Genomic DNA, 21,942 nt, shown 5'->3' with positions numbered 1-21,942 from the left:
AGGGTCGCCCTGATGAGAGCAGGATGTTTTTATCAGGGCTGGGCTTTCGCACAGAATGGTGCGAAAGCTCGGACTTTATTTTTCTTCAGGGACCGAAGACATGCCCCAGGCAAGCGGACTGCAATTCACCGCCACCATTGGCGAATTCTCCTCTGATCACTTTTCCGTTGTTGGCTTCGCGCTGACAGAGCGACTGTCGGAGCTGTTCCAGGGACGTCTTGACCTCGCCAGCACTGATTCGTCTGTTGGCGCCTCCAGCGTTCTGGAGCAACCGGTCGATCTCGTGATCTGGCGGGACGGGACCCCGCTGCGTCGTTTTACCGGCGTAGTCAGCGAATTTGCCCGCGGCGAATCCGGCCATCGGCGTACCCGCTACGAACTGGTTTTCCAACCACCGCTCTGGCGTCTGGCGCTGATGCACAACAGCCGTATTTTCCAGAACCGCGGCACGGATGAGATTGTGCGTACCCTGCTGGAGGAGCGGGGGATTGTCGATACCGTCTTCGACCTTGAACGCCGCCCCGAGGAGCGGGAATACTGCGTCCAGCATCGGGAAAGTGATCTGGCCTTTGTTGAACGTCTGGCTGCCGAAGAAGGCTGGCACTACCGCTACCAGCACGGCACCCTCGATGGTCAGGCGCCACCGGCCCTGATTTTTGCCGATCATCATCGCGATTCGCCACGGCTTGAGGCCGTCCCATACAACGGCAAAGCAGGGGGCAGTACCCGAACGCCCTGTGTGTTCCGGTTCGCGTACCGAGAGCGGGTGCGCCCCGCTTCGGTCGCCATGAAGGATTACACCTTCAAAAACCCGGCCTACGCCCTGATGCATGCACAGTCTGGTGACCAGCTCGTCCACCGGGAGGATTACCAGCACTACGACTACCCCGGCCGATTCAAACAGGATGCCAGTGGTCGGCCGTTCACTGAAGCCAGGCTTGCTGCCCTACGCAGCGACGCCAGCACAGCCTTTGGCGAGAGCAATCGCCCGGATTTTGCACCTGGGGCCAGGGTGCCCCTGACCGACCACGACAACGAAGCCGTGAACCGCGACTGGCTTCTCACAGCGATCACCCATACTGGCTCACAACCCCAGGCCCTGGAAGAAGAGGGTGGCAGCGAACCGACACGCTATGGCAACCATTTTACTGCCATCCCGGCAGACCGAAGCTGGCGGCCCCTGTGTGAGCACAAACCCCTGATGGACGGGCCCCAGATGGCCATGGTTACCGGCCCGGAAGGCGAAGAAATTCACTGCGACCAATACGGCCGCGTGAAAGTGCGGTTTCCCTGGGATCGCTATGCGGCAAATGATGAGCACAGTAGTGCCTGGCTCCGGGTCAGCCAGGGTTGGGCCGGCGGCCAGTATGGTTTCACCGCACTGCCGAGGATTGGCCATGAAGTGATCGTTTCCTTCCTGGACGGCGACCCCGATCAGCCGATCATCACCGGCCGGACCTGGCACGCCACCAACACGCCGCCGTACTCGCTGCCGGTACACAAAACCCGCACCACCCTGAAAACCAAAACCCACAAGGGCGAAGGCAGCAACGAGCTGCGGTTTGAAGACGAAGCCGGCGAAGAACAGATCTACGTTCACGCCCAGAAAGACCTGGCTCTGATCACGGAGAACAACCGCACTGAAGTCATCAGGAACGATTGCTACCTGACCGTGGGTAATGACCGCAAGGCCCACATCAAAGGCAATGACCACGCCACGGTGAACGGTGAAAAACGGGAGAAAACTGGCAAAGACCGCAGTTTCAACGTCACTGGTACGTTGCACCTGAAAGCCGGCACGGCTTGGCTAACCGACTCTGGCACCGAATTGCATATCAAGGCCGGCCAGAAAGCCGTTATTGAAGCGGGTGCGGAAATCACCCTCAAGGCCGGTGGCAGCTTTGTAAAGATCGATCCCAGCGGTGTGGCCATGGGTGGCGCTGCCATCAAGCTGAATGCCGGAGGCTCGCCGGGTAAGGGGAGTGGGCAGAAGGTGCAGGTGCCGGAGATGCCTGGGTTGGTGGGGAAGAATGGGGGGGCTGTTGCGCCGGTCAAAATGGCCGATGTGGGGCAGCGGCCACTCGCTGAGCGAGTGGATCGCAACACACTCTTGACTGCGGCTGCAGAGCGCGCACCAGCTACAAAAATCTGCCAGAAAAAACTGGATGGAAGTTGCAATGTCGACAATTGCCCCTGTGTTGCCTAGCCGCAAATGCCTGGATAGCTTCCAGGAGGCCATTCATGAGTGGCAGCTTCAGCCGAATCGGCGTTGTCTTCTGATTATTGATGCCGCGCAGTTTGACGAACATGAAGTTACCAGTGCGCTCTATGCTGAATGCAACGATCCGAACTGGTGCTGGTTGTTCGAAAATAGCCCATTGGACGCCTTCGCAGATGCGGGGCCCATCATCATTGATACGGACGCTGACAGTCGTTTTTGTCAGCATGCGCTGACTCAGTGGGCTGAGAAGGGGCTGTTGTTCCTGTTTACCGAGAGTGACGCTGATAAAGCCGTTGCCGGTTTGCGCTCAGTGCTGAAGGTTGAACTGGAAACGGCTGGCCCGTGTCTTCTCAGACCTTACGACACCCGATTTCTTCAAGTGTTATCCGCCTGTCAGCCCAAGCAAATGGCGGAATTGCTCACGGCCGACAGCACCTGGATCTGGTCTGTCGATCTCCAGAACCGTGTGCAGTGGTCCGGTTTACACGCAACAGGTTCGGCTCAACCGGCAAGAAACCATCATGGCCGTGATTTTGAGCGCTTGCTGAGTTGGGTCGCTGGCTGGCCTGCCTGTTTGCCCTATGTATCCGGGGATTGGCAGGCAGATGCCACAACGCTTACTCGTTTTATCACCAATCAGTGGCACTCGGGGTTGGCCTGGGACGATCAATCAGGCGAGCTTGAGACGCAATGGACAGCGTTTCGCGAATCATCATGATGAGAAGGATTTCAAAGCATGTCAGCGGTTAAAGCACCTTCCTGTGCCCCTTCAACGTCGTTCTGGCTGGAACTGACGGGGCAGCGTTCACTGGCCGGTCATGAATATGTTCTGAGCGAATTCAGAGAGGACGGTAATGACGTTGTCACACCCTTGGAGGTCTGCCAGAAACACATGGGCCGCAAGGGGCCGATTCTCGCGGGCCATGTTGAACAACCGGAAAAACGCTCGCTGATTCTTCGACTGACAGGGGACGAGACAATAAACGTGCCCATAATCGACGGGGAGTTTATCGGCCCTTACGCTCTGAAAGCTCCTCAGAGGCAGTACCAGGACAGTCTCATGGTGTCGCTTCATCCCACCCTTTTCTGCGATGCGGGAGAATTGACACATCCGCGGCCAATGAGTGGCTATGAGCAAGTCATCGGCGCACCGTTGCGAACCGGGTGGGTCTACGTGTTTTTCCGAGGTCGCCTCTGGCGGGAACTGTCGGTTGTCACTAGTGAGACTGCAGCGCCGGTTTTGAAGGATACCGCTGTTGAACAGGCTCGCGAAGCCTCACCTGAAGCGGCCAATGACCGTAAGGCAAGTGGCCCTGACTTAGACGTTATTCACGTGCCGGCTCGACTAAATGGTACAGATGTCTACAGCGAGGTTTACCTCGCATTCAGCGAAACGCAGTGGTCATGGAAGTACATTAGTGCGCTGGAGCAGGATGCCAGTCTGATTGCAGCACGCTGCCGCTCCGCCAGGGCGATCCGGGCCTTTCTTGAGGGGCAGCCGAACCTGGATGGCCATTGGAAACGTCTGGATGACATGCCGGCCATGCGAGCCCGTGACAGTGCGATAGAAGCGGACGTTAACTTCCCGGGGCAATGGTTACACGACGTTGATGGCGTGAAGTCACAGCAGGCGCAAGATGCGCTCACTGCGCAGCGTGATGCCATCGAAGCCGATGAGCCTTTGGTGGACGCAGACTACTTCATCGAAACGCCATCGCTCTATCCGCTCTGGCGCCAACTTCATTTGCAAAATGAGCCATTGCCGACAATACAGCCTGGCACCGATGTTTTCGGCCCGCTTCGGGATCGCCATCTGATCACATTACACCTCAGAGACACCCTACAGGGTGCCCGCCATTTGGCCCAGCAAATGAACGCCGCACTGGCGCTCATGCTGGCGCTGGTGGACAACGTCAAGAAACGCCCGTTTGGTGTCACTGCTGAGTTGTTCCACAACAACTTCCGCCGCGAAACCCTCCCCGATGGTTCAGCCAACCCTCTCTATTTTGACAGTGGTTGGTTTGACAACCGAATCGACGACAGTGAGGACGGTCGACTCAAGCGGACACTCTATGACGTCGAAAGAGCGGCTTTGCGGGAGTTTCTCACAGAAGCTCAAGCCGCGTTGGTGCGCTTGCTGAACGACGAGCGTCCGCAAAACCTGACTGCCACCCTGCGGGATCTGTTTGCGTTGGAATCGGGCAATGCGGCCGCGGGGTATGTCCAGACCGGGCCGTTGCTGCAGGTGCTCTCATTGCCAACGCACCGCGCCGACCCACTGGTCCTTCCGCAGGAAACGGATGCGAACGGAAATAACGAAGCAGCCTCAACGGCGTTGAAGATTGCGACGGGCGAGCATCCTCTGGGTGTCATGTTACTGCCGTTCCAAAGCCGATCGGACGAATGCCGGGTTGGAGACGCGACCTTGCTCAATCTGAAATCCCTGGTCGAGGCTCTCGAGGACCGCGACCAGGACATGCGAGTGCTGGAACCCAATGTCCTGCGCAGCATCGCGGATCACCAGGAGCAAACCAGGGCGCCGGATGGTGAGGCGGTAGCGGGCTTTGTTGGTCGTGGGACTTCGGCTTTCTCCAGTGTTGCCGGTGAAATTTCCCAGTGGTGGCTTACTCAGGTTCAAACTGAACTGACTCAGCGGGGGGCAGCATTCACGGCTGACATTAATCGAATCAAGAGTGCCTTTGAAGGGTTTGCCGAAGCTGCCATCCCCGGCAGAACCACCTTGCAGCTGGAAGGTGCCGATGAAGGGCGTACATACATTGTTCTGGAGGTGCTGGACGAACAGGGCAATACGTTGACCTCCGGGGCTGCCGTCGGTGCGGCATTGAAGGTGAGTGATGTCGATGCGTTTGATGGCGTGGTAAAGCACCAGCCGGTTAAGCGGTTTATGCATCAGGTGACGGCGCATCCGGGGGGATTGCCGGGCGTGCTTGTGGTTTTTGATATATGGAATTTGCAGAGCGCAATTAATGCCAATGCCGGAACCGGGCGATATCTAGCTGGAGCGGTCAGCGCACTTGCAGACTTAGGTTTAAGTTCCGCTCACGTTGTGTCGTTGATACCGACGCGATCCAAGTGGCTTGCCCCGGCAGTTGAGAACTTGAAGCATGAAGCCAGGTGGTTTTCGGCAATGACAAACAAAATCAATGTTGCAGATGAAATGGCGGAAGAGATTGTTCGAAATAAACTCCAAGCAGCAGGCTGGGTAGCGGGTATGTTTACTACCGCAATTATGATTAGCGACGCAGTTGTTTTGTTTGCCAATGGTCGATGGGGCAGCGGCTCGGCACAACTGATAAAGGCTGGCGGTGTCGCTACTATGGTCAATGCCGATATCATCGCTGCCCGTTTGCTGACGCCAGCCGGTCGCCGAGCAGTTGAGCGTACATCGACTCAAGCTGTCCAGGCAGCGATTGGACGACTGATGCCTTCCGCTGCCCGATGGGCGGGAACCGTCGGATCGGGTTATGTCACCGCACTGGGCTTTGCGATTTACGTAGTGGGTGAAATTGCTTACTACCGGATGAGGGACGATGCCGTCAGCGAATGGCTTCGTGCGGGACCATTTTCCGGTGACCCTGATGAGCAGACTGACGAGTTGGCCTCGGAATCTGACGCTTACATTGCTTTGGTAAAAGCGATGACGCCGGTATCACTCAAACGCATTCCAGAGAGTGGCATGGTGGAATGGCTTCAGGTGCGGAAGATGACGGCCTGGGAAAACGAAGCAGAGACAGTTCTATCATTCGCCAGCCCAGCACTGGCTATCACCGGCAAGCCCGCCGACATCGAACTGGTACTATCGTACGAGCAGGAACACTACCGCATACTTGGTCCGAACCCGGCCGGAGGCTGGCGTACTGGAACGATTGCCAGAAAGTCGGGCACCATCCGTCAGGGCATTCAAAACGACTTTGACGAGCAGCGTCAGTCGATTAACTTTATGATCGGCAAGTCGCAGTTATCAGACTTTGTGCGGCAATCGGATTATGAGCGTGTGGAAACCCGTTACCGGGTGAAACGCCTTTCGCTGACCTTTACGGTTGACGTATGGCAACGAGACGCAGAGGAATACGAGGCTCAGGAAGTGACTCACAGGATAGAGGATCTGGACGTTGAGTGGCAGCGATAATCAGTCGGAGTCGATGAGCGAATACCAAGACACGGCGTTTCATTCCGATAATATTCCGAAACAACCCGTTCTTGAGAACCCGGGTAGCTTCGCAAAATCACTGGAAGGAAGCGATCTGATTGAGAGGTTGCCTTGGGGTCGCTATAGCAATTTAAATATTCATGTGCGCCCAAAATATGTAGAAGCCCATCAATCCCGAAAGCAGAATGGCAGTCGGTTGCCGGAGGGGCGCGCCTGGACACACAAGCAGAAACCCAAAGATTTAATCAAGACTCGTTGGCAGTTATTTCTGATGCTGGCCGGGTCGTTTGCTGATTATTCGCTATTCAAATGGATGTTAATTGTTTTAGTCGCAGGGATATCAATAACCGCTTTTAAATTTGGCACTGAGGGAATTTTGGTTGGCCTTCATTGGTTGTTGTGGCTTGTGGGTTTACACCTCTTCTTCCGCTACCCCTTCACCTGGTTCCTCGAGCGCAACCCCGGCTTCATCGTCAAAGACCTGGGCTGTGGCTTCTTCCGCCCTACTGGCATGGTCAAATTCCGCACCTGGCGCGAAGAGACCTTTGAGGCGCCGTTTATCGAGTTCGACCCCTACATTTCCTACCACGTCCAACCCAAAGGCCCGGTCAGCTATAAGCTACAGCTTCGCCACCGCTACAGCGGCTGGCAGACAGCGGTTGCCGAAGTGCACAGCACCCAGAAAGTGGAACTCTACGCCCACTGGGACGAACTCCAGCGCTACATGGACGTCAGCCAGCCGTTGCCGGATATCCCGGCGCTCGAACCCTACCGCCACCTGGATCCCACCACTGCCGAGTACGACGCAGCGGGCAAACGCCAACGCCCTGCCGACTACTGGGCCACCCTGGATCTGGAATGGTGGGAGAAAGAGGGCTACCCCGCCCACATGGAAAAAATCCGGACGTTCCCATGGGACAAGCTGGAAGACCAGATGCAGTACAGCGTCCCTAATCTGAACGAGGGGGCGATGGCGTAGGCCTCGATGATCTGGCTTAGCGGAGAGGGCAGGACAGTTGGATCAGCGCTCCCTCAAGAACTTTAGTTGAACCAGCAGGTGAACTTACCTGCTCCTCGCTAAGGTGCTAGGCTTTCCAACGACGTAGAAGGCATATCCTCGCAGGTGAGCCAGGGAGTTAACGAAGTGAAAAGGAGTTCTTTGTGAAAGTATTTCTGGTTCTGATATCTCTCTGTTTTATCCCCCTCTCCGCAAGCGCCGGCGTTTACAAATGGGTCGACGCCAACGGTCAGACCCATTTTGGAGACCGTCCACCGGCCAAGGCGGCATCAAGTGAAGTCGCGGTGAAGGCCGCTCCGGCCAGCGTGGATGCGGGTGCCCAGGAGCGGCATCAGAAGATGACTGAGTTTCTGGAGCAGCAGCAGGAAGAACGTGAGGCGCGGCAGGCAGCCAATGCCAAGGCTGAAGAGAAAGCGGAGAAGCAAGCCGAACTGTGCAGAAAGCTTCGGGCGCGCCTCAAGTTTCTTGCCAGCGTTTCGACTTTTTACAACATCAACGATCAGGGCGAGCGGGTCTATGTGAATGAGGCCGAAAATACCCGTATTCGTGAGGATTTCCGGAAAAAGGTGAGGAACACCTGCGGAAACGACTAATACGCTGATGCTGACCAGGGGTGGAAAGGAAAGTCTGACCTCTGCAGGAAAAAGGAACTGAGAGCAAAGGAATTGCCATGTCTTTTCGATTGTTCAGCGCCGTGCTGCCGGTGCTGATTTCCCTTCTGTTTTCCCCCGTGGCGGTAGCGAAACCGCCCGAGCTGACACTTGCTAACGTGTATCAAAAGGGCATGCCGCTGGACGACTACTGGGTCAGTGAAAAGCTCGACGGGGTGCGCGCATACTGGACAGGCGAACGATTTCTTTCCCGTGGCGGCCATGAGTATCGAGCGCCCGATTGGTTCACCAGAGGGTTTCCGGCGCACCCCCTGGACGGCGAGCTCTGGATGGGGCGTGGCCGTTTTGCGGAATTGTCAGGGGCGGTGCGTCAGTTGGTGCCCGATGATGACGATTGGCGGCGGATTCGGTTCATGGTGTTTGATCTTCCAGATCAGAAGGCTACCTTTGATCAACGCCTGGTACAGCTGAGGGTATTGCTCGAGAAGGTTGGATCACCCTACATGGAGCTTGTCGATCAGCAACGGGCGAGCACCCACGAGAATTTGATGGCGCAGCTGGAAGAAGTGGTCGATGGTGGGGCCGAAGGTTTGATGCTGCGGCTGGGGAGCAGTGGTTACCGCAATGGGCGCTCGAATGATCTGCTGAAAGTAAAACAGTATCAGGATGCCGAAGCGGTGGTGGTTCGTCATCTGCCGGGCAAGGGCAAATACGAGGGGCTGATGGGGTCACTGCTGGTGGAGTTGGAAGATGGCAGACAATTCCGGATTGGTTCGGGGTTCAGCGATTCCGAACGAGCGTCACCTCCCAAACCCGGAACCACGATCACATTCAAGTACTATGGCCTCACAGCCACTGGTTTGCCTCGCTTTGCCAGCTTTCTCCGTATCCGGAACGATGAACCTGCGCGGTAATTGGGCGCGCAGGTGCACTGGCGCTTGACGGGGATCAAGACTGACGAGGACAGCGAGCCCTACACTGAAATGAGTCAACTTCATCTCATCCCCCACAGTCATGGAGACTGCGCGAATGTCCCTGGAAAAACACGATCTGATTCACGAACTGCCCGAATCCAAAGAAGCCATTCATCTTTTGAAAACCAACAGCACTCACTTCGCCAAGCTGTTTGACGAATACCATGAAGTGGACCATGCCGTTCATCGCATTGAAACCGGCGCTGAGAACACGTCCGATGAGTACCTCGAAAACCTCAAGAAGAAACGTCTCAATCTGAAAGACCAGCTATTTGCGATGATTCGCGAATATGAGGCATCGGCGGCGAGCTGAAGGCAACCTGTCAGATAATCCTGCATCGGTCGTCTATTGGCCGTAATCCTCCTTGGTGAGACTGTTGATACGGTATCATCAGTATCATAAGGAGGAGATTATGACGTTACGGATCATTTCGGGGCTGGCGCTGTGCATGGTGCTTTCCCCGGCGCAAGCGGCTACCGTTGAAGACGACTCCCCGCCATCAATGGTTTCGGCGCCGAAACAGTTGGAGCCCCCGGTTCATCTGGGGCCGCGACCTTTCTGGCTGGTTGATGCCATGGACGAGAGTCCGCTCAAAGAGCGCCTGCAGGCCTGCAATACCGGGACTGTTGAAAAAACGGACTTCTCCATCGGCCACCGGGGTGCACCCCTGCAGTTTCCCGAACACACCCGTGAATCCTACATCGCGGCAGCGCGTATGGGCGCAGGTATTCTGGAGTGCGATGTCGCATTCACCAGGGATCGGGAACTGGTTTGCCGACATGCTCAGGACGACCTTCACACTACCACCAATATTGTTGCCGTTCCGGCACTGAACGCCAAGTGTACCCAGCCTTTTGTACCCGCTGATCCTGCCACGGGCACACCGGCACAGGCCGAGTGTCGCACCAGCGATATTACCCTGGCCGAGTTCAGGACCCTCAAGGGCAAGATGGATGCCTACAACCCCATGGCAACTACGCCGGAGGAGTATCTGGCTGGCACCGCGGACTGGCGCACCGATCTCTACGCCAGCCGGGGCACCTTGATGACCCACCGAGAGAGTATCGAGTTGTTCAAGGCGCTGGGCGTGAAGTTCACTCCCGAACTGAAATCACCCGTGGTTGATATGCCTTTCGAGGGTGAATACAGCCAGCGAGACTATGCCCGCCAGATGATCCAGGATTACATCGATGCCGGTGTGCAGCCTGGAGACGTCTGGCCCCAGTCCTTCAACTTGAAGGACGTTCTTTCCTGGGTGGATGAGATGCCGGAATTTGGCCGGCAGGCGGTGTTTCTGGATCAGTCTGAGTCAACGCTTGTGAATGCTTCCCTACCGTATATGGCCTACCTGAAAACCAGAGGCGTTAACGTTCTGGCGCCGGCGCTCTGGAAACTGCTGGCCCTGGACAGCGAGGGGCAGATCGTTCCGTCCCGGTATGCGGAGAACGCGCGCGAAGCCGGCCTGGACCTGATTGCCTGGACCGTTGAGCGCAGCGGCCCGCTGAATGATGGCGGCGGCTGGTACTACCAGACAGTGACCGATGCCATTAACAACGATGGCGATGTGCTTACAGTGATCGATGTGCTGGCCCGTGAAGTAGGGGTAATCGGTATCTTCTCGGACTGGCCGGCGACAACAACGTTTTACGCCAACTGCATGGGGGCGGCGGCGGAGCCCTCAAGATCAAACCGATGAGTTACCGGCCGGTAACTTGTACCTGAATTCCATGTGCTACGCTGAAAGTGCGTCTTCCGATATGAACGATCGGCGGGGCGCATTCTTATTCTGGAAACGCCAAATTAGCAGTAGATCTATTGTTTAAGGAGGCAGAACATGGAAGCCAAATCTACCCAAGACGACTATAACCAGGTCAAGCAGGATCTTCAGGAGCTTCGTGAGGATCTGGCCAAGCTGACCCGGACGGTTTCGGAAAGCCAGAAAAGCAACATTAGCAGTTTGCGCGATGAAATCCGGCGGGAGAGTCGCGAGGCCCTTGATCAGGTCAGGCAGAGGGGCGACGAGGCCCTGCATCGTGCCAAGGATGCCGGAGACAAAGCGTTCCACGATGTTGAACACAAGATTGAGGAGCGACCGTTCCTCAGCATCATCGTGATGTTTCTGGCGGGTATCCTGGTAGGCAAGATGCTTGATCGCTGATCATGCTTGATTCCCCTCAGGTACAGGGTGCGATGCGCAAGGCTGCCGCAGCCGTCATCGGCTTCGTGTTGGCGATGGTCTTGCTCACCGCCCTGCTGCTTTTCGGATTTTACCTGCTAGTTCAGGCAGCCTTGCTTGGGCTCTCACCCTGGCTCGGCGAGGCCGGCGCCACGGCGCTGACGGGCTCCATTTGCATTCTCTTGCTTGCGCTCGTCTTCTATCGCCTGACGCGGCCGGTTTCTGCCAGCAAGCGGTGTAGGGAGCCCGATGCGCGGTCGATCTCAGGTATCGATGCTATTCGGACCCTGATTAAAGAAAACCCGATGGAAGCGGCTCTGATGGCTTTTGCGGTGGGTATTGCAGAGCAGAAAGACCCCCGTTTGAAGTCGTTGCTTCTGGAGGGTGGCATGGTGCTGATGAAACGGGCCGAATCGTCTGACCCCGACCGGGCCGATGCAGATAAAACTCCCGAGAACGAGAGTGAAACCCAGCCAGATTCTAATACTCCTCGATAAATCAAAGTTGTTGTTTTTACGAAGTTAATTCCGGATTACCAGATCTTAGTCCGGGTTTAACCCGGTAGGGCAGAAATTCCTAGTAGGGTGAGTTCAGGTAATTGAAAGGCAACTTTCGATTTCCATGGAATGAAAGGATATTTGAACTCATTAGGAGGAACGCCCTATGAATTCCGCAATCCGTTTTACCAGCGCCGCACTGTTCACAGCCTCGTTTGTCACTGCGCCCGTCGCTATCGCTCAGAGCAACGTGGAGAGGGACCAGTCAGGCCCGTATGTCAGCGGTAGCTACGGTGGTTACAAATCACACGGCGGCGAGTTCGAGGATGAGAATGATCTGCTTGGCGCCGCTGTCGGCTACCAGTTCAATCCGTTTTTTGCCCTGGAGGCGGAATACATCGATTTTGGCAACTTTGGCGAGGACGACGTTGAAGGCAAGCTGAAAGGCTTTGGCCTGAGCGCTGTTGGCCGTCTGCCTCTGACCGATAGCTTTGGCGTATATGGTAAGGCCGGCGCGTTTGCGTCTGCGTTCGATGTTGATGTATTCAACGAAAGTGAAACCTACGATGAGGTATCGCCCTTTGTCGGCGCCGGTGTGGATTTCCGGGTAACGCCCGCTCTGACGGCATTCGCGGAATACAATCGCTACAACGTCGACATTGATAAAGAGGATTTCAACGGCCAGGTAACCAACAGCGGACCGGAGTTTGATACCGGTCGGGTCGGCCTGAAGTATCAGTTCTGATGAGTGCAAGGCGCAGCGCGAGGCTGCGCCTTTCTCTTTTACTGAACGTTTTCCTGTTCGCCAAACTGGCCGGCGAATAGCGCAGTGGAAAGATAACGCTCGGCGGTATCTGGCAGCACCACTACAATGTTCTTGCCCTGGTACTCCGGCTGCTTGCTGATGCGTACCGCAGCGACCACGGCTGCACCGCAGGAAATACCGCAGAGAATGCCCTCTTCCCGCATCAGCCGATGGGCCATGTCCATGGACTCTTCGTTGGTGACCGTCTCCACCTGATCGACCATTTCCAGATCCAGGTTCTTGGGCACGAAGCCCGCACCGATGCCCTGGATCTTGTGGGGCGCCGGCTTGATGTCTTCGCCGTTCATCATCTGGGTGATCACCGGTGAGTCGGTAGGCTCGACGGCAATGGTGGCGATCTGTTTGCCCTTGGTGCCTTTGATGTAGCGGGAAACGCCGGTCAGCGTGCCACCGGTGCCCACGCCCGCCACGAAGATATCGATTTCACCATCAGTGTCTTCCCAGATTTCCGGGCCGGTGGTGTCCTCGTGGATTCGGGGGTTGGCTGGGTTCTGGAACTGCTGGGGCAGGAAATAGTTATCCGGGTCTGACGAGAAGATCTCTTCGGCCTTGGCGATGGCACCCGGCATGCCTTTGGCAGGTTCGGTCAGCACCAGTTCGGCTCCCAGTGCCTTCAAGACTTTGCGACGCTCAAGGCTCATGGAGGCGGGCATGGTCAGGATCAGTTTGTAGCCCCGGGCGGCTGCCACGTAGGCCAGGGCGATACCGGTATTGCCGCTGGTGGGTTCCACAATGGTCATGCCCGCCTTCAGGGTGCCGCGCTTCTCGGCGTCCCAGATCATGGCAGAGCCGATCCGGCATTTAACGGAATAGGCCGGGTTGCGGCCCTCAATCTTGGCCCAGATCGTGGCGCCGTCGTTCACGCGGTTCAGTCTGACCAGCGGGGTGTTGCCGATGGACAGGGAATTGTCCTCGTAGATGCGAGCCATGGCGTTCTCCTTGTTACTTTGTTTTTATTCAGTCTAGCACCACTCAGGAACCCACTGAACGCGCCTCCAGCCGGTTGCGACCGTTCTGCTTGGCCTGGTAGAGCGCCTGGTCTGCCTGTCTGAGAAACTCTGCTGGCGAGTCGTCGGGGCCCGGTATGCCAGTGGCAAGACCAATGCTGATGGTGAGGTGAACCTCGTGTTCTCCGCATAACGAGCAGCTTTTTTCGACGTGTTTGCGGAAGGATTCCAGCCGGTTGCGAATTTCGCTGTTGTCTTCATAGCTGGCGAAAATAACGAACTCTTCGCCACCGAAGCGCGAGAGCCGGTCGGTTTCCCGCCGGAAATGTTTGCGCATAAGCTCTGCCAGTGTTTGCAGGCAGATGTCGCCCGCTTCATGGCCGTAATTGTCGTTGATCCTTTTGAAGTGGTCGGCGTCGACCATGGCCACTGCAAAGCCAGAATTGTGGCGCTGGCACCACTGGAAGCTCTTCCGGAATTCCTGGTCAAAGTAGCTTCGGTTGCCCAACTTTGTCAGGTCGTCGGTAACGCTGAGTTTCGCGAGCGTCTCGTTGGCCTCGGTCAGATCATGGTTGAGGCGATTCAGCTTTCTATTCCAGTAAACCAGTAGGAAAGCGATCACAATGGCGGCGATCGACAGTTGCCAGATCAGGGTGTAATCCACAGGCTCTTTGAGGCGGATGTTGCGCCATTGCCTTTCGAGGTCTTTGCGTTCCTGGGTGGTAAGACTGGATACCAGTTTCTGCATGATGCCCAGAACAACAGGCTCGTCTTTCCTGACGGCAATAGACAGCGACCAGTCTGCTGGAATCCGCCCGATGACCTTCAAATCAGCGAGGCCGAGTTCCTGCATATAGTAACTGGCGGTTGCCAGAGTGGTGATGTAACCATCCAGTTCGTTGTTCTGCAGTTGCCTCAGGCCAGCTTGTTCATTGGGAACTTCGACCAGGTTCAAGGAGGGATAGCGGCTTTGGAGCAGCTCTGCGAACGCATAGTCCTCGACAACGCCAATTTTTTGGCCACGAAGATCGCCCACTCGCTCGATAAAGGGAGCTTCGATCCTGCCCAGCACAACGGTAGGCACTTCAAGATAGGGTTCAGTAAAGTTGAGGAACTCCAACCGCTCCGGCGTTTGCATCGCCATGGTAAAAATCTGACATTTACCCTGTTTGATCGAGGCAATGGACTCGGTCCAGCTGTCCGTGGCAACCAGTTCGAAGTCCACGGGCGATCGTTTGGAGAAGAGTCGGGCAACCTCTGCGGATAATCCGGCATGCCTGCCTTCCTCGTCCAGGCCTTCCAACGGGAACCAGTCCGGATCAATACAGTAGCTGAGTTGATTGTTATGCGTCCCGAGCCAGGCGAGCTCAACGGCGTTCAGAGAAACCTCGCCAGTTTCCTGGACTTCCATATCAACACTGGCGCCCAACCATCGGCTCTCGATGGTGTGCATTTCTTCCGGCGTGATTGCTGCCAATGCATCGTCAAGGATGTCCGCGAGCGGCGCGAGCCCCGGCCTCACACCGAACCGCAGATCTTCTCCCGTCTGTTCGTCCAGAACCAGCTCGCCGGCGATCCGGACACCCGGGATGCCCAACTCTCGAATCCAGAAGTTGCCATTGGGCAGGGCGGCCAGAACAACATCCACCTCGTCTCGGGATAGCGCCTGGAACATGGCCTCCTGGGTCGTGAATATTCGGGCATTTTCGCCCAGGGCCTCTCTGACAGGCTCTTCGTAGTAAATACCGGAACCCAGGGCAACACGCTGATCTTTGAGATCAGCCAGAGTCTCGGTTCTCAGGGTTGGGTCCCGGGTAAAAGCGACATTCGGGATGGTGTGATAGGGCTTGGTAAAACGAGTGAAAGCCTCCCGTTCCGGTCTGAAAGACATGTTGGCCAGGACGTCGATCTCGCCATCCCGGAATAATGGCAACAGTTCTACCCATTGCCCCTCAACTGGTATCACCTGTAATCCCGTCAGGTCCGATATCCGATTGAGGATATCGACGCTCAAGCCGTGAATTCGTGTGCCGCTTTCGAAACTGTAGGGTGCGTAATCCCGCATCAGGCCAACGCGAACCGGGCCCGTTTCAGCAATGAACCGGCGCTGTTCTGGCGACAGGGAGAAACTGGTTCCGCCTACGAGACTGTTACCTCCAAGATCCTGCCAACGCTTGAGCAGTTCGCTGATTCGCTCTTTCGGAATCTGTTCCAGCCCGAAGGCGATCTTCTGGTACAGGTCTTCATTGGTTTTCAGCACGCCAATGCGAAAATCCTCGGTCGCCAGTTCCCCGAGTGGCGCAGCGCCGACAATTTCGAGAAAACCGAATCCGGCCTGGTTCGCATAGTATTGAAGTATGAGCCTGGGGCCCACAATCACATCCACCCAGCCGAACGCGAGGGCCCGAATGAGGCTGTGAACGGAATCATAGCTTGTGAGGGAGACACCTTCTGCCTGGAGGGCGTCGCGATAGTACACGTCGCGCACAATGCCTACCCGAAGTCCCTTGAGATCTGAGAGAGTATTGATGTCTCCCAGTGGCCTCTGGGTGTTTTGCATCAGATAGGTCTGGCGTAGGTGGTAGGGCTTGGTGAACAGGATGTTTCCTGCCCGCTCGTCACTGAACGAGATGCCGTCAATGACATCCAGATCACCCCGAACAAATGCATCGTAGATCTCCGGCCAACTGCCAGCGCGAAATCGGAAGTTCAGATCGGCATTTCGGGCGACCTCGCGAAGCACATCAACAGAAAAACCGGAGGCGCCGGGACCATCGTCGAACGAGAAGGGTTTGTTGTCGCCCACGATGCCGACAGTCACGGTGTCGTCGGCCTGTTCGGACATCGCCAGTGGGGATGCGAGCAAAAGGCAAAGGGCCCAGAGGACTGTCGCGGCCACGCTCCGGTATCGAGTTTCTTTGTGAGTATCGGAAGTCTTCATCGGCGAGCCGGCGATCCTTTACAGCTTCGACTTAAGTGTAGCCTTAACCGACTCGATTGAACATTACTCAGGTGCTCACTGGGCGGCCGGTGTAATCGGAGAAGTCCGGCTTTTTCGGATGATGCTGGTCGTCTGTCATGTACGCCGAGGTAAGAATGAATTCGGCAGTTGCGCGGTTGCAGGCTACTGGAATGTTCCAGAGCGCGGCAATGCGCAGCAGGGCCTTGATGTCCGGGTCATGGGGTTGAGGTTCCAGGGGGTCCCAGAAGAACACCAGCAGGTCGATTTCGCCCTCGGCGATCTTGGCGCCAATTTGCTGGTCGCCGCCCAGGGGACCGCTTAGCAGGCAATGGATATCGTCCCGCTCCAGGTTATCCCGGAGCAGCCGGCCGGTGGTGCCGGTGGCGTAGAGTTTCAGCGGAGCGAATCGGGTGCGGTTCTCGGCAACCCAGTCCACCAGTTCTTTTTTCTTGTTGTCGTGTGCCACCAAAGCGACGGATTTTACGGCCATTTGGGGTAAAGTCTCCTGTTATCAAGGTTTTTACGGTGCCAGTGTTTCACAGGCTGGCCCGGTTCGGAATAGGAAAGAGGTTTATGTCCGCGACAACATCGTTTGACTGGCAATCCACACCGGCGGCTGTCTGGCGTCGGCATCGCTCGGGGCTGCGCGCCATCCGCCGGCTCGATCCGGTGCAATGGCAGGATCTGAAGGGTATCGACCGACAGCAGCAGGCCCTGGCCCGCAATACCGAGCGCTTTCTTGCCGGTGAGCCTTCCAACAACGCGTTGCTCTGGGGCTCCCGGGGCACTGGCAAGTCGTCGTTGATCAAGGCGCTGTTGAATCGCTACCAGGAGCGCGGGCTGCGGATGATCGAGGTGGACAAGGATGATCTGGTCAACCTGCCGGAAATTGTCGATGACATCTGCGATCTGCCGTTCCGGTTTGTGATCTTCTGCGACGACCTGTCGTTTGATGTTGGTGAGTCCAGCTACAAGGCCCTGAAAAGTGTACTGGAAGGCTCGCTGGAACTGCCGCCGGAGAATGTGAGGGTGTATGCCACCTCCAACCGCCGTCACCTGATGCCGGAGTTCATGTCCGATAACCTCAAGAGCGAGATGCGCGACGGTGAGCTGCACCCGGCCGAAGCCATAGAAGAGCAGGTGTCCCTGGCGGACCGGTTCGGTTTGCAACTCTCGTTTTATGCGTTCTCACAGGCAGTGTATCTTCAGGCAGTGGATGCGCTGTTCCCCGAATTTGATGACCGTGAAGGTCTTCACCGGGAGGCAATTCGCTTCGCCACCGCCAAAGGCGTACGCAATGGTCGCACGGCCCAGCAGTTTTACCGGCAGTTTGCCGGCGAGCAGGATCTTGGCAGGCTGAAGTAGTTACTGCCGTTTTGCCATCTTGATGAAGTGATGGTGGACCACCCGAACGCCGAGAAACACCAGGGTCATCACCACTGGAATGGCGATGCCCAGAACCAGGGTTTTGTTGAAGGCAAAACCCGCCTCGTAAACCGAATCCAGCCCGAATTTGAGCAGGCCAATCAGGTAATAGGTGATGGCCACCACGGAGAAGCCTTCCACCGTGTGCTGCATCATCAATTGAATTTTGGAACGCCGGTCCATGGAACTGAGCAGTTGCTGGTTCTGGCTCTGGATGGCCAGTTCCACCCGGGTGCGCATCATGTCCGAGGCCCGGTCGACCCGTCGGGAGAGGTCTTCCAGCCGTTCGCTCACCGCTTCGCAGGTTTTCACTGCCGGAGTCAGCCGGCGGGTCATGAATTCGGTCAGGGTCAGGTGGCCGGAGAGTTCGTCTTCCCGCAATTCTTCCAGGCGGGTCAGTACCAGCCGGTGATAGGCGCGGGTGGCAGAGAAACGGAACGTGGAGTGGGCCCGGAAGGCCTCGATACGGGCGGCAATGTTGGTCAGCTGGGCCAACAGTTTTTCTTCGTCGACATCTTCGTTTTCCGCCAGTGACCGGGTGATCACGGCCAGTTTCTCGTCCATGTCGTTCAGGGACGGTGTGATTTCCCGGGCAACGGGGAGTGCCAGCAGTGACATCAGGCGGTAGGTTTCGATTTCCATCAGGCGCTGGGTCAGGCGGCCCAGCTGGCTGTCCGACATATGGTGGTTCATCACCATGAAACGGCCAAAGCCGTCACTGTGTAGCCGGAAGGTGCCCCACACCCTGGCGGCACCCTCCTGGGGACTGCTCCCGACCAGCCGCATGCCTTCGAAGTGCTTGCGTACATAGTCCAGGTCGCCTTCGGTTCCGTCAGCGGCCGGCCGTACTTCCAGGTGGAACGCCGCGATCACTGTACCGGTCAGCTGTTCCAGCCATCCCTCGGGTAACGGACTAATGCCGGTTTCGGTAAAGGGTGTTTCTTCACCAGCGGCCAGATTGATGAAGGTGTAAGATGCGAATTCCATGTGCATCTCACGCCGCACCCGCAGGGCACCGAAGGTATGTTCAAAGCAGCCCACCTCGTTCTCCGGTACCGGATGCCCCATCAGCCGATGGAGTTCCTGCAGGTGCCGGAATTGTTCCTGCCGTTGCTCAGGTGTTGTCAGAACCGCCATCTGGGTAACCCGCGCCGGTGTCGGTAGCACCTGGAACGGCCTTGAGTGCAGCTCGTTGTAGAGATCGTTCCGAAGCGGGTGAATGTCGAGGGATTCCAGGCGTGCGCTCACGGCGGGGTGGTCCTGTGGTCAAGAGTGGATAGCTGGGATCATAACCCGGAAGCACACACCGTCAATGCCACCTTGGGTGCGGTTCCGGGCTTCCACATGGGCACCATGGTAGTCGGCAATCAGGCTGACAATGAGCAGCCCCTGCCCCAGGTGGCCCTGTTCCTGGCCGTCCCGCATTGAAACGAAGGGGCTGAAGATGTCGGTTGTTGTGTCTTCGGGGAGTGCTGAACCCTGGTTAAAGACCGACAGACACAGCCCTTCCGAAGTTGTTTTCAGGCCCACCTGAATCAGGCCATCCTGTGGTGTGAAATCCCGGGCGTTATCGACCAGCTTGTCGAGCAGTTGCACCATCAGTTCTGGCGAACCCGTGATCTTGCAGCCTGTCTGCGGCCCCGAGTAGCGGATCTGATGGCTGCTGTCGAGGGCCTGATACGCAGCGGTTGCTTCTGCGGCCACCTCCGCCAGATCGAACTGTTCTTTATCCGCATGGTCCAGGCTCTGTTCCAGACGCGCCGCTTCGCTCATGCCATGGAGTATCTGCCGGAGGCGTTCGGTGGCGGAAGCGGCCCTTTCAATGTATTGCCTGCGCTCTTCCTCCGAGTCGCTGTGATTGAGGTTTTCCAGCGAGGAGCGAACCACGGCGACAGGTGTTTTAAGCTCGTGAGAGAGTCGCCGGGAGAAGCTTTCCAGGTAGCGGTTGTACCCGTGGAGACGATCCACCATCAGGCTGAAGTGTCGCTGCAACTGGCCCAGTTCGTCCTTGCTTCGGGCATCCGGCACTCTGCCGGTGATCCGGCCGTCTTCATCAATACTGGCGCTGACAGCACGCTGCAGTCGTGTAATCCGCCAGGAGAGCCAGCTGGCATAGCCAAGCAGAACCAGGGTCAGGGCGACAATGATGAGGGTGCTGCGGGCAATGACCGAGCCGAGGGCAGAGCCGGAGAGGGTAAGAAGCTGATCCAGCGACTGCTCCAGAATCAGCGTGCGGCCACCGAAAACTTCCCGGGTGGTCAGCAGCCAGACGCTGTCATCTTCATGACGGACCAGGCTCGTTTCCGGTAGCGCCTCAATGTCCACACGGTTGGTGTCGGTTTCGATTGAGGTGGGTTCTGGCTGGTAGAGCCGTACCAGGCCTCTGAGTGCATTGAGACTGATCTTTTCGATCACCTGCACCGGGCTGAGAGTGTCGAACTCTGGCGCTGTGACGGCTGAGTCAGCCTGTTGTCTCGCGATGACCCATCCGGCCGGTTCAACCAGTCGGGCCTGCTGGCCCGGGTTAAGTCGTGGTTCCAGCTGTCGCTCCAGGGCCAGATTTCGACTGACCAGCACCGGCAATGGGTCAACCGACGTAGAGACGCCAGTTATCTGATCACTGCCCCATAAGGCCGCAAAACCCAGGCGGCTGCGGTCGGCAGGCATTGGCAGTTTCAGTTCCAGTTGCCAGCCATCGCCGGCACCCTGCAAAAAGCCAGAGAGGCGATAGTCGGGCTGGCCACTTTTCTCTTCAAGGCCATAGAGCTGGCCGGGGGCTGGTGTGCGCAGTAACCAGGATTGCCGGCCGGATTCCTGGGCCAGGTTGCCCGGAGAGGGCTCCAGCCAGAGCCTCAGCCGGTCATGGGCCTGTTCCGGGCTGCCGGGATTAAAGAACACGGGTTGCCTGTGGCTAACGCGAATTAGCAGGTACAGGTTCCGTCTATCGGTAGCGGCCTGCCATTGCAGAGCCGTTTCCCCGGCTTTGCCGCTGGTGAGCCTTTGCCAGTTTCTGGTCTGGTTTGCCTCGTCATATCCTGGCCAATCGTCAGCGTAACCATCCAGGTTCAGGTTGCCGGCAAAAGGTTCCACGTAGATGGCGGGCTGACCTGGCCGGACCACCGGCGTACCGATGATCTGATCGCCAGCGGTCGCGGCCAGTCTTTCGGCCTGGGCCTGGAGTTGCTGCCGGGCCTGTTGGCGAAGGGCATCGTCCAGCTCCAGAACAAACTGAAGGCCCGCCCAGGGGATCAGCAGCATCAGAAGGCTGGCAACGAACAGCTGGCGCTTGAGATTCAAGGCTCAGACCTCACGGGCGTTCCACCGGTAGCCCATGCCGTAGGCGGTCTGTATGCCGTCAAAGGTTGCGTCAATCTGCTGGAACTTGCGGCGGATGCGTTTGATGTGGGAGGTAACCGTATTGTCATCCAGCACCGTGCTGGCGGCTTCCATCAACTGCTCGCGACTGCGGACATGGCCCGGATGCTGGACCAGTGAGTGCAGCATCCAGAATTCAGTGACGGTCAGGTCGATGGGCGTTTCGTCCCAGGCCACTGTCATGCGATCCACATTGAGGGAGAGTTTGCCTCGCTCAAGCACCTCGTCCGGTTTCTGCAGGGCTTCGGCCCAGGCGTCGGCCCGCCTGAGCAGGGCGGTAACCCGGGCCAGCAGGTGGTCAAGGCTCATGTCCTTGGTGACGTAATCGTCAGCCCCAAGACGCAGGCCATGAACGGAGTCGATGTCGCTGTCGCGGGCGGTCAGGAAGATAATCGGCAGGGTCTGGGACAGTGATCTCAGGTCCTGACACAGGGCAAAGCCGCCTTCCGGTTCATCGCCCAACCCGACGTCGATAATGGCCAGGTCGGGCAACGACTGACGCAGCACCTGCCATGCGGAAGCCCGGTCGCCATGGGCGCTCACACGATAGCCACGGCGCTCGAACGCGGCTCGGTAGTTGTCGCGGATGGCGGGTTCGTCTTCGATCAGTACAACGTGTTTCTTCATGGTTGCGGCTGCTTCCCCTTGCCGGTGTGTGCCTATTTAACCACGGCAGGTGTTGATAACAAGTTCGAACGGCGTTGTTGCCACAATTCATCATTTTTCGAGGGCGGTTTG

18 protein-coding genes are annotated in these 21,942 nt (G+C 57.2%); 12 read left to right on the top strand and 6 right to left on the bottom strand.

Going from position 1 to position 21,942, the window contains the following annotated elements:
• Positions 1–100: 100 nt before the first annotated feature.
• From J3362_RS11155 to J3362_RS11105, 11 genes are all read left to right on the top strand, one after another.
• Positions 101–2,206, top strand: coding sequence for a type VI secretion system Vgr family protein (locus J3362_RS11155; RefSeq protein WP_349519757.1), 2,106 nt, complete (start codon positions 101–103; stop codon positions 2,204–2,206).
• Positions 2,178–2,939 (top strand): DUF4123 domain-containing protein, encoded by a 762-nt coding sequence (locus J3362_RS11150; RefSeq protein WP_349519755.1) that lies wholly within the window; start codon positions 2,178–2,180, stop codon positions 2,937–2,939. Before J3362_RS11155 ends, J3362_RS11150 begins: the two co-directional genes overlap by 29 nt.
• Before the next feature lie 174 nt (positions 2,940–3,113).
• Complete coding sequence (locus J3362_RS11145) at positions 3,114–6,371, top strand: hypothetical protein (RefSeq protein WP_349519753.1); 3,258 nt, start codon at positions 3,114–3,116, stop codon at positions 6,369–6,371.
• Between the two features lie 427 nt (positions 6,372–6,798).
• Positions 6,799–7,371, top strand: coding sequence for a hypothetical protein (locus tag J3362_RS11140; RefSeq protein WP_349519752.1), 573 nt, complete (start codon positions 6,799–6,801; stop codon positions 7,369–7,371).
• 182 nt (positions 7,372–7,553) lie between these two features.
• Positions 7,554–8,003, top strand: coding sequence for a DUF4124 domain-containing protein (locus tag J3362_RS11135; RefSeq protein WP_349519751.1), 450 nt, complete (start codon positions 7,554–7,556; stop codon positions 8,001–8,003).
• 77 nt (positions 8,004–8,080) lie between these two features.
• A complete protein-coding gene (locus J3362_RS11130; RefSeq protein WP_349519750.1) occupies positions 8,081–8,935 on the top strand; it encodes a DNA ligase in 855 nt (284 codons plus the stop codon).
• A 115-nt stretch (positions 8,936–9,050) separates the two neighbouring features.
• Positions 9,051–9,308, top strand: a complete 258-nt coding sequence (locus tag J3362_RS11125; protein WP_014578630.1) for an HP1242/YdcH family protein — start codon at positions 9,051–9,053, stop codon at positions 9,306–9,308.
• Positions 9,309–9,408: 100 nt separating this feature from the next.
• On the top strand, positions 9,409–10,692 hold the full coding sequence (locus J3362_RS11120) for a glycerophosphodiester phosphodiesterase family protein (protein ID WP_349519748.1): 1,284 nt from the start codon (positions 9,409–9,411) through the stop codon (positions 10,690–10,692).
• Between the two features lie 138 nt (positions 10,693–10,830).
• Positions 10,831–11,154, top strand: coding sequence for an ElaB/YgaM/YqjD family protein (locus J3362_RS11115; protein WP_202346114.1), 324 nt, complete (start codon positions 10,831–10,833; stop codon positions 11,152–11,154).
• 2 nt (positions 11,155–11,156) lie between these two features.
• Complete coding sequence (locus tag J3362_RS11110) at positions 11,157–11,669, top strand: hypothetical protein (RefSeq protein WP_349519746.1); 513 nt, start codon at positions 11,157–11,159, stop codon at positions 11,667–11,669.
• A gap of 166 nt (positions 11,670–11,835) precedes the next feature.
• The gene (locus J3362_RS11105) at positions 11,836–12,414 is read left to right on the top strand and encodes an outer membrane beta-barrel protein (RefSeq protein WP_349519744.1); all 579 of its coding nucleotides are present in this window, start codon (positions 11,836–11,838) and stop codon (positions 12,412–12,414) included.
• Positions 12,415–12,452: 38 nt separating this feature from the next.
• On the opposite strand, the gene cysK is transcribed toward J3362_RS11105, so the two are convergent.
• From cysK to J3362_RS11090, 3 genes are all read right to left on the bottom strand, one after another.
• Entirely contained in the window at positions 12,453–13,424 is a 972-nt protein-coding gene (gene cysK, locus J3362_RS11100) for a cysteine synthase A (RefSeq protein WP_349519742.1), read from the bottom strand.
• Positions 13,425–13,467: 43 nt separating this feature from the next.
• Positions 13,468–16,383 (bottom strand): transporter substrate-binding domain-containing protein, encoded by a 2,916-nt coding sequence (locus J3362_RS11095; protein WP_349519740.1) that lies wholly within the window; start codon positions 16,381–16,383, stop codon positions 13,468–13,470.
• Between the two features lie 67 nt (positions 16,384–16,450).
• The gene (locus J3362_RS11090) at positions 16,451–16,894 is read right to left on the bottom strand and encodes a methylglyoxal synthase (RefSeq protein ID WP_008175765.1); all 444 of its coding nucleotides are present in this window, start codon (positions 16,892–16,894) and stop codon (positions 16,451–16,453) included.
• 83 nt (positions 16,895–16,977) lie between these two features.
• Between J3362_RS11090 and J3362_RS11085 the strand changes: the two genes are divergently transcribed.
• A complete protein-coding gene (locus J3362_RS11085; protein WP_349519739.1) occupies positions 16,978–17,769 on the top strand; it encodes an ATP-binding protein in 792 nt (263 codons plus the stop codon).
• Here the strand turns inward: J3362_RS11085 and J3362_RS11080 are convergent, their stop codons facing one another.
• The 3 genes from J3362_RS11080 to pdsR are packed head-to-tail and all read right to left on the bottom strand — an operon-like array spanning position 17,770 to position 21,831.
• The gene (locus tag J3362_RS11080; RefSeq protein WP_349519737.1) at positions 17,770–19,077 is read right to left on the bottom strand and encodes a DUF3422 family protein; all 1,308 of its coding nucleotides are present in this window, start codon (positions 19,075–19,077) and stop codon (positions 17,770–17,772) included.
• An 18-nt stretch (positions 19,078–19,095) separates the two neighbouring features.
• Positions 19,096–21,126, bottom strand: a complete 2,031-nt coding sequence (locus tag J3362_RS11075; RefSeq protein ID WP_349519735.1) for an ATP-binding protein — start codon at positions 21,124–21,126, stop codon at positions 19,096–19,098.
• Positions 21,127–21,129: 3 nt separating this feature from the next.
• Positions 21,130–21,831 (bottom strand): proteobacterial dedicated sortase system response regulator, encoded by a 702-nt coding sequence (pdsR, locus tag J3362_RS11070; RefSeq protein WP_014578623.1) that lies wholly within the window; start codon positions 21,829–21,831, stop codon positions 21,130–21,132.
• Positions 21,832–21,942: the final 111 nt, after the last annotated feature.

It is taken from the genome of Marinobacter sp. NFXS11, assembly GCF_040148675.1.
Taxonomy (GTDB): Bacteria; Pseudomonadota; Gammaproteobacteria; order Pseudomonadales; family Oleiphilaceae; genus Marinobacter.
Note: the sequence above shows the minus strand (reverse complement) of the source record. Positions and strands in the feature narration are given on the sequence as shown.